Raw genomic sequence first — 13,251 nt, 5'->3', positions numbered from 1 at the left:
TGTAAAGAGTCCCCGCGATGACGCCTCTAGATGCCAAGCGCCCGCTGCAGCTCAATGCTCAGGGCCAGCTGCAACACTTCTTGTCCCTCGACGGTTTGCCCCGCGAACTGCTCACCGAAATCCTCGACACCGCCGACTCGTTCCTCGAAGTCGGTGGCCGCGCGGTGAAGAAGGTCCCGCTGCTGCGCGGCAAGACCATCTGCAATGTGTTCTTCGAGAACTCCACGCGCACCCGCACCACCTTCGAACTGGCGGCCCAGCGCCTGTCGGCCGACGTGATCACACTGAACGTGTCGACCTCGTCGGCGAGCAAGGGCGAGACCCTGCTCGACACCCTGCGCAACCTCGAAGCGATGGCCGCCGACATGTTCGTGGTGCGCCACGGCGACTCCGGCGCCGCGCACTTCATCGCCGAGCACGTCTGCCCGCAGGTGGCGATCATCAACGGCGGCGACGGCCGTCACGCCCACCCGACCCAGGGCATGCTCGACATGCTCACCATCCGTCGGCACAAAGGCAGCTTTGAAAACCTTTCGGTGGCCATCGTCGGCGACATCCTGCACTCGCGGGTAGCGCGCTCGAACATGCTGGCCCTGAAAACCCTGGGCTGCCCGGATATCCGCGTGATCGCGCCGAAAACCCTGCTGCCGATCGGCATCGAGCAATACGGCGTGAAGGTCTACACCGACATGACCGAAGGCCTCAAGGATGTGGACGTGGTGATCATGCTGCGCCTGCAACGCGAACGCATGTCCGGTGGCCTGTTGCCGAGCGAAGGCGAGTTCTACCGCCTGTTCGGCCTGACCACCACGCGCCTGGCCGGAGCCAAGCCGGATGCCATCGTGATGCACCCGGGGCCGATCAACCGAGGGGTGGAGATCGAATCGGCGGTGGCCGACGGCAACCAGTCGGTGATTCTCAACCAGGTGACCTACGGCATCGCCATACGCATGGCGGTGCTGTCCATGGCCATGAGCGGGCAAACCGCGCAACGTCAATTCGAGCAGGAGAAGGCCCAGTGAAGCTCAGCATTCTCGGCGCCCGCGTCATTGATCCGGCCAGTGGCCTGGATCAAGTCACCGATCTTCATCTGGAAGCCGGCAAGATCATCGCCATCGGCGCTGCGCCCGCTGGCTTCAGCGCCAGTGAGACCCTCGACGCCAAGGGCCTGGTGGCCGCGCCTGGCCTGGTCGACCTGAACGTCGCCCTGCGCGAGCCGGGTTACAGCCGCAAAGGCAACATCACCAGCGAAACCCGCGCCGCCGCCGCCGGTGGCGTCACCAGCCTGTGCTGCCCGCCGCACACCAAACCGGTGCTGGACACCTCGGCCGTGGCCGAGCTGATCCTCGACCGCGCCCGCGAAGCCGGCAATTGCAAAGTGTTCCCCATCGGCGCCCTGAGCAAAGGCCTGGAAGGCGAGCAACTGGCCGAACTGATCGCGCTGCGCGATGCCGGTTGCGTGGCCTTCGGCAACGGCCTGGAGAGTTTCCGCAGCACCCGCACGCTGTGCCGTGCCCTGGAATACGCGGCCACCTTCGACCTGACTGTGATCTTCCACTCCCAGGACCGCGACCTGGCCGAAGGCGGCCTGGCCCATGAAGGCGCCGTGGCCAGCTTCCTCGGCCTGCCGGGCATCCCGGAGACTGCGGAAACCGTGGCCCTGGCCCGCGATCTGCTGCTGGTGGAACAAAGCGGCGTGCGTGCGCACTTCAGCCAACTGACCAGCGCCCGCGGCGTAGACCTGATCGCCCAGGCCCAGGCCCGTGGGTTGCCGGTGACGGCAGACGTGGCGCTGTATCAGTTGATCCTGACGGACGAGGCGCTGATCGACTTCTCCAGCCTGTATCACGTACAACCGCCGCTGCGCACCCGTGCCGACCGCGAGGGTTTGCGTGCGGCGGTGAAGTCCGGTGTGGTGTCGGCGATTTCCAGCCATCACCAGCCCCACGAGCGCGATGCCAAGCTGGCACCGTTCGGCGCGACCGAGCCGGGTATCAGCAGCGTCGAGCTGTTGCTGCCGCTGGCGATGACGCTGGTGGAGGATGGCTTGCTCGACCTGCCGACGCTGCTGGCGCGCCTGAGTGCAGGCCCTGCCGAAGCCTTGCGCCTGCCAGCGGGCAAGTTGGCGGTGGGGGCGGCGGCAGACCTGGTGCTGTTCGATCCAGCCAGCTCGACGATTGCCGGCGAGCACTGGCTGTCCAAGGGCGAAAACTGCCCGTTCATCGGCCATAGCCTGCCGGCGAGCGTGCGCTACACCCTGGTGGACGGACGCATCAGCTACCAGGCCTAAAGCGGGCTCGGTAAAAAATGTGGGAGGGGGCTTGCCCCCGATAGCAGTGGGTCAGCTACAGATAAGCTGACTGGTCCACCGCCATCGGGGGCAAGCCCCCTCCCACATTGGGTTCTCTATAGAGCTTGAGAGATCAGCGCCCGCCTCTTAGCTCGGCGTTACGGATCGATATCTGCGTATTCAACGTCCAGAAGTCATACAACACCCCCACCAGGAACAGGCCGCCGGTCAGCAGGTACAGCAGGCCGGTGACCCATTTGCCCTGGTACATCCGGTGTACACCGAACACGCCGAGAAACGCCAACAGAATCCAGGCCACGTTGTATTCGATCGGGCCGGCGGTAAAACGCAGGTCGGCTTCACGGTCCATCGCCGGAATCAGGAACAAGTCGATCAGCCAGCCGATCCCCAGCAAGCCCAACGTGAAAAACCAGATCGTCCCGGTGACGGGTTTGCCGTAATAGAAGCGATGCGCCCCGGTAAAACCAAAAATCCAGAGCAGGTAACCGATCACCTTGCTGTGGGTGTCTTGCTGCGAAACATCCTGTCGATAGGTGTTCATGGCGTACCTCTTTTGCTGCGATAGATAAATTTTTTCACTTTCTTTGTGACTTTTTTACATGCGCCCGACGTATGGCCGATGGTATCTTCGCTCCCCTGAAAGCCTGATGCCACCTGACTTGTGTAGGACAATTGCGGCGATTCGTCGCGTATTTCCTGAGTTTGACCCCAAGGTTCAGTCGACAAACGGCCTGAGAACGACACAAAAAGCTGTTATAAAGTTGCGCGCAAACCCATAAGAGCCACGCCTAATGCGACCATTTTTCAAGACATGGCTAACCATTTGCCTATTAATGCCACTGGCCGCCCACGCCACCAATCGTGAGCAACGACTTCCTAACGTCAACGGCTTCACCCCTAAAGTCCACAGCACACCCAGCACGGCCAAATCCGTAAAGCCCACCGTCAGCCGCCCGACTAAACTGAGCAAGGCCCACGGTAAGGCAACACCCGGCCTGATGGCGGGTAACACCAAGCAAAGCAGCACCGTCCTCAGCCGCGCCGTGAATGTGCTCGGTACACCTTATCGTTGGGGCGGCAGCAGCCCAAGTAAAGGGTTCGACTGCAGCGGCCTGGTAAAATATGCATTCAACGACGTTGCCGCGGTGGATTTGCCACGCACCTCCAACGCCATGGCCGCCGGCCACGGGCAGAAGGTTGACCGCAAGGACTTGAAGCCGGGCGACCTGCTGTTCTTCAAATTGAAGAGCCGCCGGGTTAACCACGTTGCCATCTACCTGGGCAACGACCGCTTTATCCACGCACCGCGTCGCGGCAAGTCGGTCAGCATCGATACCCTGAAGAAGCCGTTCTGGGACAAGAACTACGTGATCGCCAAGCGGGTTCTGCCGAAAGAACAGAACAACCTGCGGATCGTCCAACGCTGATCTGAAGCTGGAATACAGTACCCATGTGGGAGGGGCTTGCCCCTCCCACATTTGATTTCATTGCCCACAAGATCTCATATGTCTGTCGGCACCCTCGCCTTCTCCCGCGCCGCCTCCCGGCTGATCACGCCCTGCGTGACCAAGGCCTTCAAGCGCATATCCAACGTCTGCATCCCCGATGCGCCACCGGTCTGAATCGCCGATACGATCTGCGCCACCTTGTCTTCGCGGATCAAATTGCGAATGGCGGGCGTACACAGCATGATTTCATGGGCCGCCACGCGCCCGCCGCCGATCTTCTTGACCAACACCTGGGACACCACTGCCTGCAGCGACTCCGAGAGCATCGAGCGGACCATCGGCTTTTCTCCCGCCGGAAACACGTCCACCAGGCGATCCACGGTCTTGGCCGCCGACGCGGTGTGCAGGGTGCCGAAGACCAGATGCCCGGTCTCAGCCGCCGTCAGCGCCAGGCGGATGGTTTCCAGGTCACGCAGTTCACCCACCAGGATCACATCCGGGTCTTGCCGCAGTGCCGAGCGCAAGGCCGCCGAAAAACTGTGGGTGTCGCGATGCACCTGGCGCTGGTTGATCAGGGCCCGGCAGGGCTGGTGGATGAATTCGATGGGGTCTTCCAAGGTGAGGATGTGCTGGCGCCGGTGCTGGTTGAGGTGATCGATCAGCGCCGCCAGGGTGGTCGACTTGCCCGAGCCGGTGGGCCCGGTCACCAGCACCAGGCCGCGCGGCAGTTGGGCGATACGTTGGAACACCGCGCCCAACCCGAGGTTTTCCAGGCTCTGGACCTGGGCGGGGATGTTGCGAAACACCGCGCCCATGCCACGCGCCTGCTGGAACACATTCACCCGGAATCGCCCGACACCGGGCAGTTCGAAGGCGAAATCCGTTTCAAGAGATGTTTCGAAATCCTTTTGTTGGTACTGGTTGAGCAAAGGGCTGAGCAAATCCGCCACGTGCGTGGGTGACAGCACTGGCCCATCCAGGGACCAGACCTCGCCATCCATCCGCAGCATCGGTGCGAGGCCGGCCGACAGGTGCAGGTCGGAGGCGCCCCGGCGCACGCTGTGCGTGAGTAATTCAGTGATATCCATAGGGCTTTCCATTTCCAGTAGAATGCCGCGGACTCCATATCCACGGGCGCATCTTGAATGTCGACGATAGCAGACAACATTGGCCAGGTTCGCCAGCGCATCCGCGCCGCAGCCGACGCCGTGCAACGTGACGCAAACAGCATCCACCTGCTGGCCGTGAGCAAGACCAAGCCCGCGCAAGCCGTGCGCGAAGCCTATGCCGCCGGGATGTGCGATTTCGGCGAAAACTACCTGCAGGAAGCCTTGGGCAAACAGGCCGAATTAACCGACCTGCCCTTGAGTTGGCACTTCATCGGCCCCATTCAATCGAACAAGACTCGCGCGATCGCCGAGAACTTCGCTTGGGTGCATTCCGTGGACCGCCTGAAAATCGCACAACGCTTGTCCGAACAACGCCCGGCCGACCTGGCCCCGCTGAACATCTGCATCCAGGTCAACGTCAGTGGCGAAGCCAGCAAGTCCGGCTGCACGCCCGCCGACCTGCCGGCGCTGGCCAACGCGATCAGCGCCCTGCCGCGCTTGAAGTTGCGCGGTTTGATGGCGATCCCTGAACCGACCGAAGACCGCGCCGCACAGGATGCAGCGTTCGCCGCCGTCCGCGACCTGCAGGCCAGTTTGAACCTGCCGCTCGACACACTTTCCATGGGCATGAGCCACGACCTCGAGTCGGCCATCGCCCAAGGCGCCACCTGGGTGCGGATCGGTACCGCCCTGTTTGGCGCCCGCGACTACGGTCAGCCGTGAAATGGCCGACTTCCCACTGAATAAGGACCTGTCATGAGCAACACGCGTATTGCCTTTATCGGCGCCGGCAACATGGCGGCCAGCCTGATCGGCGGCCTGCGGGCCAAGGGCCTGCAAGCCCAACAGATCCGCGCCAGCGATCCGGGCGCCGAAACCCGCGCCCGCGTCAGCGCCGAACACGGTATCGACACCTTCGCCGACAACGCCGAGGCCATCCAGGGCGTCGACGTGATCGTGCTGGCGGTCAAGCCGCAAGCCATGAAAGCCGTGTGCGAAAGCCTGCGCCCGAGCCTGCAGCCGCACCAGTTGGTGGTGTCCATTGCCGCCGGCATCACCTGCGCCAGCATGAACCGCTGGCTCGGCGCCCAGCCCATCGTGCGCTGCATGCCCAACACCCCGGCGCTGCTGCGCAAAGGCGTGAGCGGTTTGTATGCCACCGCCCAGGTCAGCACCGAACAGCGCGACCAGGCCCAGGAACTGCTGTCCGCCGTGGGCATCGCCCTATGGCTGGAACAGGAAGAGCAACTGGACGCGGTGACCGCCGTCTCCGGCAGCGGCCCGGCCTACTTCTTCCTGCTGATCGAAGCCATGACCGCCGCCGGCGTGAAACTGGGCCTGAGCCGGGACATCGCCGAGCAACTGGCCGCGCAAACCGCCCTGGGCGCCGCGCAGATGGCCGTGACCAGCGACGTGGATGCCGCCGAACTGCGCCGCCGCGTGACCTCCCCCGGCGGCACCACGCAAGCCGCCATTGAATCGTTCCAGGCCGGGGGCTTCGAAGCCCTGGTGGAAAAAGCACTGGGTGCCGCGGCACATCGTTCGGCCGAGATGGCCGAGCAACTGGGCAAATAGTCGTCCCCAACCTGCAACTGGACTAGATAGGAATCGAACATGCTCGGAATCAATGACGCTGCCATTTTCATCATCCAGACCCTGGGCAGCCTGTACCTGCTGATCGTGCTGATGCGCTTTATCCTGCAACTGGTGCGGGCGAACTTCTACAACCCGCTGTGCCAGTTCGTGGTGAAGGCCACCCAGCCGCTGCTCAAGCCCCTGCGCCGGGTGATCCCGAGCCTGTTCGGGCTGGACATGTCCTCGCTGGTGCTGGCGCTGCTGCTGCAGGTCCTGCTGTTCGCGGTGATCCTGATGCTCAACGGCTACCAGGCCTTGACCCTGCTGCTGCTGCCATGGGCGCTGATCGGGGTTTTCTCGCTGTTTTTGAAGATCCTCTTCTGGTCGATGATCATCAGCGTGATCCTCTCGTGGGTCGCACCCGGCAGCCGCAGCCCTGGGGCCGAGCTGGTCGCGCAGATCACCGAACCGGTGCTGGCGCCGTTCCGCCGGTTGATCCCCAACCTGGGCGGTCTGGACATCTCGCCGATCTTCGCGTTTATCGCGATCCAGCTCCTGCAAAGCTGGGTGATCCCGCGCCTGGCGTTCTATGCATTCATGCCCAAAGAGCTATTCGGGCTGATCTGATTCGGCCCCGCTTGCGTGTCAGGGCCGGATAACCTCCGGCCTTTGCTTGCCGCTAGGGGCAGCGGTCTTTAGACTTACGCCTCATTTAAACGAGAGCAGGGTCGATGCCAGCTGCCTTTCCCCCCGATTCTGTTGGACTGGTCGTGCCCCAAATGGCGCACTTCAGCGAACCGCTGGCCCTGGCCTGCGGACGTTCGCTGCCAGCCTACGACCTGATCTATGAAACCTACGGCCAGTTGAACGCCACGGCGAGCAACGCCGTGCTGATCTGCCACGCCTTGTCCGGCCATCATCACGCCGCGGGCTTCCACAGCGTCGACGAGCGCAAGCCCGGCTGGTGGGACAGCTGCATCGGCCCCGGCAAGCCCATCGATACCAACAAGTTCTTTGTGGTCAGCCTGAACAACCTCGGCGGCTGCAACGGCTCGACCGGCCCCAGCAGCCTCAACCCGGAAACCGGCAAGCCTTTCGGCGCCGACTTCCCGGTGCTGACCGTGGAAGACTGGGTCCACAGCCAGGCGCGTCTGGCCGACCGGCTGGGCATCCAGCAATGGGCCGCCGTGATCGGCGGCAGCCTCGGCGGCATGCAGGCCCTGCAGTGGACCATCACTTACCCCGATCGCGTGCGCCATTGCCTGGCCATCGCCTCGGCCCCCAAGTTGTCGGCGCAGAACATCGCCTTCAACGAAGTGGCGCGCCAGGCGATCCTGACCGATCCGGACTTCCACGGCGGCTCGTTCCAGGAAGCCGGCGTGATCCCCAAGCGCGGCTTGATGCTGGCGCGGATGGTTGGGCATATCACCTACCTGTCCGACGATTCCATGGGCGAGAAATTCGGCCGCGGCCTCAAGAGCGAGAAACTCAACTACGACTTCCACAGTGTCGAGTTCCAGGTGGAAAGCTACCTGCGTTATCAGGGCGAAGAGTTCTCCGGGCGGTTTGACGCCAACACCTACCTGCTGATGACCAAGGCCCTGGACTACTTCGACCCGGCCGCCAACTTCGACGACGACCTGGCGAAAACCTTCGAGGGCGCGTCGGCCAAGTTCTGCGTGATGTCGTTCACCACCGACTGGCGCTTCTCGCCGGCCCGCTCGCGGGAACTGGTGGATGCCTTGATGGCGGCGAAGAAAGACGTCTGCTACCTGGAAATCGATGCTCCGCAAGGCCACGACGCCTTCCTGATCCCGATTCCTCGTTATCTGCAGGCGTTCAGTAACTACATGAACCGCATAACTCTGTGAGAACGCCATGAGAGCCGACCTGGAAATCATCCAAGACTGGATACCCGCCGGCAGCCGCGTGCTCGACCTTGGCTGCGGCAATGGCGAACTGCTGAGCTGGCTGCGCGACAACAAGCAAGTCACCGGCTATGGCCTGGAAAACGACCCGGACAACATCGCCGAGTGCGTGGCCAAGGGCATCAACGTGATCGAGCAGGACCTGGACAAGGGCCTGGGCAACTTTGCCAGCAACAGCTTCGACGTCGTGGTGATGACCCAGGCCCTGCAGGCGGTGCATTACCCGGACCGCATCCTCGACGAAATGCTGCGCGTCGGCCGCCAGTGCATCATCACCTTCCCCAACTTCGGTCACTGGCGCTGCCGCTGGTACCTGGCCACCAAGGGCCGCATGCCGGTGTCGGATTTCCTGCCGTACACGTGGTACAACACGCCGAACATCCACTTTTGCACCTTCGAAGACTTCGAAGCCCTGTGTGGCGAGCGGGAAGCCAAGGTGATCAACCGCCTTGCCGTCGATCAACAGCACCGCCACGGCTGGGCGAGTAAACTATGGCCCAACCTGTTGGGTGAAATCGGGATCTACCGGGTCAGCAGCCCGGGCCTGACAGACCACAAGATCGCCGTCTAACTATTTTCGAGGAAGACGAATATGAGACGCCTGGCTGTATTTCTACTCACCGCGTGCCTGGGCGTCAGCGCCATGGCCGCCGATGCCATCGACAGTAAGCGCCAGAAGGAATTTGGCGATATCACCGTACACTACAACACCTTCACCTCCAGCTTCCTGCAACCCGATACGGCCCAGGCTGTCGGCGTGGTACGCAGCAAGAACAAGGGTTTGATCAACGTGACCGTGATCAAGGGCGTAACGCCCGTGGCCGCGCAAGTGACCGGCACGATCAAAGACCTGAGCGGCAGGAGCGAAATCCTGACGTTCAAGCAGATTACCGAAAAAGGTGCGATCTATTACCTCGCGCCCTACAACGTGCCGCAACAGGAAGTGCGGGTTTTCACCATCAACGTTGAAACCGGCGGCAAGGCCCATGGTTTCCAATTCAACCAGGAACTGTTTCCGGCGGACTGATGAACCTGACTCAACTCGTGCTGGCCAGCCATAACGCCGGCAAACTCAAAGAACTCCAGGCCATGCTCGGCGAGTCCGTGCAACTGCGCTCGATCGGCGAGTTCAGCCAGGTCGAGCCCGAAGAAACGGGCCTGTCGTTCGTCGAGAACGCCATCCTCAAGGCGCGCAATGCCGCGCGCCTGTCCGGCCTGCCGGCGCTGGCGGACGACTCGGGCCTGGCGGTGGACTTCCTCGGCGGCGCCCCCGGTATCTATTCGGCGCGCTATGCCGACGGCAAAGGCGACGCGGCGAACAACGCCAAGCTGCTCGATGTGCTCAAGGACGTGCCGGATGCCGAGCGTGGCGCGCAGTTCGTCTGCGTGCTGGCCCTGGTGCGACATGCCGACGATCCGTTGCCGATCCTCTGCGAAGGCCTGTGGCACGGGCGCATCCTGCATGCAGCCAGCGGCGCGCATGGGTTTGGCTACGACCCGCTGTTCTGGGTGCCGGAGCGCGATGTCTCCAGCGCCGAACTGAGCCCGGCCGACAAAAACCAGATCAGCCACCGCGCCCGCGCCATGGCTTTGCTGCGCCAGCGCCTGGGCTTGAAATGACCCAGAACACCTCAGCGCAGCCGCTGATCCACGGCGGCGCGCAAACACCACGGGCGGCCCTGCCCCACCTGCCGCCCCTGGCGCTGTACATCCACATCCCGTGGTGCGTGCGCAAATGCCCTTATTGCGACTTCAACTCCCACACCGCCAGCCCTGTGTTGCCGGAAGAAGAGTACGTCGATGCGCTGCTGGCCGACCTCGATCAGGACCTGCACGCGGTTTATGGCAGGGAACTGAGTTCGATCTTCTTCGGTGGCGGCACGCCGAGCCTGTTCAGTGCCGCCGCGCTGGGCCGCCTGCTCAAGGGCGTGGAAGCACGCATCCCGTTTGCCGACGACATCGAAATCACCCTGGAAGCCAACCCGGGAACGTTCGAGCAAGAGAAGTTCGTGGCGTACCGCAAGCTGGGGATCAATCGCCTGTCCATCGGCATCCAGAGCTTCCAGCAGGAAAAACTCGCGGCCCTGGGCCGTATCCACAACGGCGATGAAGCCGTGCGCGCCGCCGGCATGGCGCGCCAGGCCGGGTTCGACAATTTCAACCTGGACCTGATGCATGGCTTGCCCGATCAGTCCCTGGACGACGCCCTGAGCGACCTGCGCCAGGCCATCGCGCTCAAACCGACCCATTTGTCGTGGTACCAACTGACCCTGGAGCCCAACACCGTATTCTGGAACCAGCCGCCGACGCTGCCGGAAGACGACACCCTGTGGGATATCCAGGAAGCCGGCCAGGCGCTGCTGGCCGAACACGGTTACGCGCAATATGAAGTATCGGCCTATGCGCAACCGGGGCGAGCGGCGCGACATAACCTCAACTACTGGAGCTTCGGCGACTTCATCGGCATCGGTGCCGGCGCCCATGGCAAGCTCAGCCACCCGGACGGGCGCATCGTCCGCACCTGGAAGACCCGCGCACCGAAGGACTACCTCAACCCGGCCAAAAGCTTCCTGGCCGGCACGAACGCGCTGACCAACGAAGAGCTGCCGTTCGACTTCCTGATGAACGCCCTGCGCCTCACCGAAGGCGTCGACGCCAAGCTCTACGCCGAACGCACCGGGCTGGCGCTGGCAAGCCTCGCGCAAGGCCGCACCGAGGCAGAACAAAGTGGCTTAATGCAGGTCGAACCGTCACGCCTGGCGGCGACTGACCGCGGGCAACTCTTTCTCAATGACCTGTTGCAGAAGTTTTTGAGCTGATCGCTCTTAAGGAAATCGAATGGATTTGGTACTCGACCTGCTCGCCACCGTATCCCGCTGGAGCCGCAGCAACCTGTCGGAAATCTCCCTGGCCCTCGTCGGCTGCCTGTTGGTGCTGTTCGGCGCCGATATCAAAGGCTGGGTCGAAGCCCGCCTCGGCAGCATCGCCGGCGCCTTGCGCGTGCCGTTGATGGCCCTGCTGTGCATGATCGGCAGCGGCGCGGCGCTGATCTACGCCACGCCGTGGATTGTGCGGGGGCTGAGCCAGTTCAATAACTACAGCCTGGCGCCGGTATTGGTGGTGGTGCTGGTATTGATCGGCGTCGTCGCCGACCGCCGCTGATCCCAAACCCAACACAAAACCAATGTGGGAGGGGGCTTGCCCCCGATATCAGAGTGTCAGTCAACCACTCTATGACTGACCCACCGCTATCGGGGGCAAGCCCCCTCCCACATTTTTTGACCGCATTCCAAGTTACTGGCTGATCAGTCGACTTTCTCGAACTTCAAATCCCACACCCCATGCCCCAACCGCTCGCCGCGGCGTTCGAACTTGGTGATCGGGCGCTCGGCCGGGCGTGGTACGCATTTGCCGTCTTCGGCCAGGTTGCGGTAGCCAGGGGCGACGTTCATCACTTCCAGCATGTATTCCGCATAGGGCTCCCAGTCGGTGGCCATGTGCAAGATACCGCCGACTTTCAGCTTGCTGCGCACCAGCTCCGCGAAAGACGCCTGGACGATGCGGCGCTTGTGGTGACGGCTTTTGTGCCATGGATCGGGGAAGAACAGCATCAGGCGATCGAGGCTGTTGTCGGCGATGCAGCGGTTGAGCACTTCAATCGCGTCGCAGTCGTAGACCCGCAGGTTGGTCAAACCCTGGGTCAGCACGCCATTGAGCAGCGCGCCGACACCCGGGCGATGGACTTCCACACCGATGAAATCCTGTTCCGGCGCGGCGGCGGCCATTTCCAGCAGGGAGTGGCCCATACCGAAGCCGATTTCCAGGGAGCGCGGGGCCGAACGGCCGAACACTTGGTCATAGTCCACCGGCGCGTCGGCCAGGGGCAGGACGAACAGCGGCGTGCCTTGCTCCAGGCCCTTTTGCTGGCCTTCGGTCATGCGACCGGCGCGCATCACAAAGCTCTTGATGCGGCGGTGCTTGGACTCGTCGCCCTGTTCCACGGTGTTCGGCGTTTCGTTTGATTCAGTCATCAATGGCTCTTACTTGATCAGACCATCCAGCGGCGAGGAGGCGCTGGCGTAGAGTTTTTTCGGCATGCGCCCGGCGAGGTAGGCCAGGCGGCCCGCGACGATGGCGTGTTTCATGGCTTCGGCCATCATGATCGGCTGTTGGGCATTGGCGATGGCCGAATTCATCAGCACCGCTTCGCAGCCCAGCTCCATGGCGATGGTCGCGTCGGAGGCAGTGCCCACGCCCGCATCCACCAGCACCGGGATCTTGGCTTCTTCGAGGATGATCTGCAGGTTGTACGGGTTGCAGATCCCAAGGCCGGTGCCGATCAGGCCGGCCAGCGGCATCACGGCGATGCAGCCGATTTCGGCCAGTTGGCGGGCGATGATCGGGTCATCGCTGGTGTAGACCATCACGTCGAAGCCTTCCTTGACCAGGGTTTCGGCGGCCTTGAGAGTTTCGATCACGTTGGGGAACAGGGTTTTCTGGTCGGCCAGCACTTCCAGCTTCACCAGGTTGTGGCCGTCGAGCAGCTCACGGGCCAGGCGGCAGGTCCGCACGGCTTCGATGGCGTCGTAGCAGCCGGCGGTGTTCGGCAGGATGGTGTAGCGGTCCGGCGGCAGGATATCCAGCAGGTTCGGTTCGCCCGGGTTCTGGCCGATGTTGGTGCGGCGCACGGCCACGGTCACGATCTCGGCGCCCGAGGCTTCGATGGCCAGGCGGGTTTCTTCCATATCGCGATACTTGCCGGTGCCTACCAGCAGACGGGACTGGTAGGTACGACCGGCCAGGACGAAGGGCTTGTCGCTACGAACGATGCTCATGGGAAATCCTCGAAGTGGGGTGAGGTTCTGCAGAATCCGGGGTGG

General features: G+C 62.9%; 16 protein-coding genes. 12 read left to right on the top strand and 4 right to left on the bottom strand.

Annotation, left to right across the window (positions count from 1 at the left end):
• Positions 1-17 precede the first annotated feature (17 nt).
• A complete protein-coding gene (locus C5F70_RS26560; protein ID WP_017845002.1) occupies positions 18-1,022 on the top strand; it encodes an aspartate carbamoyltransferase catalytic subunit in 1,005 nt (334 codons plus the stop codon).
• Positions 1,019-2,290, top strand: coding sequence for a dihydroorotase (locus C5F70_RS26555; RefSeq protein WP_102617737.1), 1,272 nt, complete (start codon positions 1,019-1,021; stop codon positions 2,288-2,290). Before C5F70_RS26560 ends, C5F70_RS26555 begins: the two co-directional genes overlap by 4 nt.
• A gap of 133 nt (positions 2,291-2,423) precedes the next feature.
• Here the strand turns inward: C5F70_RS26555 and C5F70_RS26550 are convergent, their stop codons facing one another.
• Positions 2,424-2,852, bottom strand: coding sequence for a TM2 domain-containing protein (locus tag C5F70_RS26550; protein WP_102617738.1), 429 nt, complete (start codon positions 2,850-2,852; stop codon positions 2,424-2,426).
• A gap of 250 nt (positions 2,853-3,102) precedes the next feature.
• On the opposite strand from C5F70_RS26550, the gene C5F70_RS26545 reads away from it, so the two are divergent.
• Positions 3,103-3,738: a C40 family peptidase gene (locus C5F70_RS26545; protein ID WP_046487813.1), complete on the top strand. Its 636-nt coding sequence runs from the start codon at positions 3,103-3,105 to the stop codon at positions 3,736-3,738.
• 74 nt (positions 3,739-3,812) lie between these two features.
• On the opposite strand, the gene C5F70_RS26540 is transcribed toward C5F70_RS26545, so the two are convergent.
• Complete coding sequence (locus C5F70_RS26540) at positions 3,813-4,847, bottom strand: type IV pilus twitching motility protein PilT (RefSeq protein ID WP_046381759.1); 1,035 nt, start codon at positions 4,845-4,847, stop codon at positions 3,813-3,815.
• A gap of 57 nt (positions 4,848-4,904) precedes the next feature.
• Here C5F70_RS26540 and C5F70_RS26535 point away from each other — a divergent pair, with 57 nt between their 5' ends.
• From C5F70_RS26535 to C5F70_RS26495, 9 genes are all read left to right on the top strand, one after another.
• Positions 4,905-5,591, top strand: a complete 687-nt coding sequence (locus tag C5F70_RS26535) for a YggS family pyridoxal phosphate-dependent enzyme (RefSeq protein WP_017845007.1) — start codon at positions 4,905-4,907, stop codon at positions 5,589-5,591.
• Between the two features lie 33 nt (positions 5,592-5,624).
• Positions 5,625-6,443, top strand: a complete 819-nt coding sequence (gene proC, locus C5F70_RS26530) for a pyrroline-5-carboxylate reductase (protein ID WP_104904299.1) — start codon at positions 5,625-5,627, stop codon at positions 6,441-6,443.
• A gap of 39 nt (positions 6,444-6,482) precedes the next feature.
• Positions 6,483-7,070: a YggT family protein gene (locus C5F70_RS26525; RefSeq protein WP_046381758.1), complete on the top strand. Its 588-nt coding sequence runs from the start codon at positions 6,483-6,485 to the stop codon at positions 7,068-7,070.
• A 104-nt stretch (positions 7,071-7,174) separates the two neighbouring features.
• Positions 7,175-8,314 (top strand): homoserine O-acetyltransferase, encoded by a 1,140-nt coding sequence (locus C5F70_RS26520; protein ID WP_046381757.1) that lies wholly within the window; start codon positions 7,175-7,177, stop codon positions 8,312-8,314.
• Positions 8,315-8,321: 7 nt separating this feature from the next.
• A complete protein-coding gene (metW, locus tag C5F70_RS26515) occupies positions 8,322-8,942 on the top strand; it encodes a methionine biosynthesis protein MetW (RefSeq protein WP_017845011.1) in 621 nt (206 codons plus the stop codon).
• Positions 8,943-8,963: 21 nt separating this feature from the next.
• On the top strand, positions 8,964-9,398 hold the full coding sequence (locus tag C5F70_RS26510; RefSeq protein ID WP_046381756.1) for a DUF4426 domain-containing protein: 435 nt from the start codon (positions 8,964-8,966) through the stop codon (positions 9,396-9,398).
• Positions 9,395-9,991 carry an RdgB/HAM1 family non-canonical purine NTP pyrophosphatase gene (gene rdgB / locus C5F70_RS26505; RefSeq protein ID WP_026139793.1) on the top strand — a complete coding sequence of 199 codons (597 nt, stop codon included), beginning with the start codon at positions 9,395-9,397 and terminating at the stop codon, positions 9,989-9,991. Before C5F70_RS26510 ends, rdgB begins: the two co-directional genes overlap by 4 nt.
• Positions 9,988-11,190: a radical SAM family heme chaperone HemW gene (gene hemW / locus C5F70_RS26500; protein ID WP_104904298.1), complete on the top strand. Its 1,203-nt coding sequence runs from the start codon at positions 9,988-9,990 to the stop codon at positions 11,188-11,190. The genes rdgB and hemW overlap by 4 nt, the downstream gene beginning before the upstream one ends.
• A gap of 19 nt (positions 11,191-11,209) precedes the next feature.
• The gene (locus C5F70_RS26495; protein WP_003176691.1) at positions 11,210-11,533 is read left to right on the top strand and encodes a DUF3392 domain-containing protein; all 324 of its coding nucleotides are present in this window, start codon (positions 11,210-11,212) and stop codon (positions 11,531-11,533) included.
• Positions 11,534-11,676: 143 nt separating this feature from the next.
• Here the strand turns inward: C5F70_RS26495 and trmB are convergent, their stop codons facing one another.
• Together trmB and C5F70_RS26485 are read right to left on the bottom strand one after the other, a co-directional pair.
• Positions 11,677-12,402, bottom strand: coding sequence for a tRNA (guanosine(46)-N7)-methyltransferase TrmB (gene trmB, locus C5F70_RS26490; RefSeq protein WP_017845015.1), 726 nt, complete (start codon positions 12,400-12,402; stop codon positions 11,677-11,679).
• 9 nt (positions 12,403-12,411) lie between these two features.
• A complete protein-coding gene (locus tag C5F70_RS26485) occupies positions 12,412-13,206 on the bottom strand; it encodes a thiazole synthase (RefSeq protein WP_017845016.1) in 795 nt (264 codons plus the stop codon).
• Positions 13,207-13,251 lie beyond the last annotated feature (45 nt).

The organism is Pseudomonas sp. LH1G9 (assembly GCF_002949975.1).
GTDB classification, from domain to species: Bacteria; Pseudomonadota; Gammaproteobacteria; order Pseudomonadales; family Pseudomonadaceae; genus Aquipseudomonas; species Aquipseudomonas veronii.
This window is presented reverse-complemented; position numbering and strand designations above follow the sequence as displayed.

What these genes read in the sequence shown, in the direction of transcription:
- C5F70_RS26545 (WP_046487813.1), top strand. Translation starts at nt 3,103, where the DNA reads ATGCGACCATTTTTCAAGACATGGCTAACCATTTGCCTATTAATGCCA.
- C5F70_RS26535 (WP_017845007.1), top strand. Translation starts at nt 4,905, where the DNA reads ATGTCGACGATAGCAGACAACATTGGCCAGGTTCGCCAGCGCATCCGC.
- hemW (WP_104904298.1), top strand. Translation starts at nt 9,988, where the DNA reads ATGACCCAGAACACCTCAGCGCAGCCGCTGATCCACGGCGGCGCGCAA.
- C5F70_RS26485 (WP_017845016.1), bottom strand. Translation starts at nt 13,206, where the DNA reads ATGAGCATCGTTCGTAGCGACAAGCCCTTCGTCCTGGCCGGTCGTACC.
- trmB (WP_017845015.1), bottom strand. Translation starts at nt 12,402, where the DNA reads ATGACTGAATCAAACGAAACGCCGAACACCGTGGAACAGGGCGACGAG.
- C5F70_RS26550 (WP_102617738.1), bottom strand. Translation starts at nt 2,852, where the DNA reads ATGAACACCTATCGACAGGATGTTTCGCAGCAAGACACCCACAGCAAG.
- C5F70_RS26525 (WP_046381758.1), top strand. Translation starts at nt 6,483, where the DNA reads ATGCTCGGAATCAATGACGCTGCCATTTTCATCATCCAGACCCTGGGC.
- C5F70_RS26520 (WP_046381757.1), top strand. Translation starts at nt 7,175, where the DNA reads ATGCCAGCTGCCTTTCCCCCCGATTCTGTTGGACTGGTCGTGCCCCAA.
- metW (WP_017845011.1), top strand. Translation starts at nt 8,322, where the DNA reads ATGAGAGCCGACCTGGAAATCATCCAAGACTGGATACCCGCCGGCAGC.
- C5F70_RS26560 (WP_017845002.1), top strand. Translation starts at nt 18, where the DNA reads ATGACGCCTCTAGATGCCAAGCGCCCGCTGCAGCTCAATGCTCAGGGC.
- C5F70_RS26540 (WP_046381759.1), bottom strand. Translation starts at nt 4,847, where the DNA reads ATGGATATCACTGAATTACTCACGCACAGCGTGCGCCGGGGCGCCTCC.
- proC (WP_104904299.1), top strand. Translation starts at nt 5,625, where the DNA reads ATGAGCAACACGCGTATTGCCTTTATCGGCGCCGGCAACATGGCGGCC.
- C5F70_RS26510 (WP_046381756.1), top strand. Translation starts at nt 8,964, where the DNA reads ATGAGACGCCTGGCTGTATTTCTACTCACCGCGTGCCTGGGCGTCAGC.
- C5F70_RS26495 (WP_003176691.1), top strand. Translation starts at nt 11,210, where the DNA reads ATGGATTTGGTACTCGACCTGCTCGCCACCGTATCCCGCTGGAGCCGC.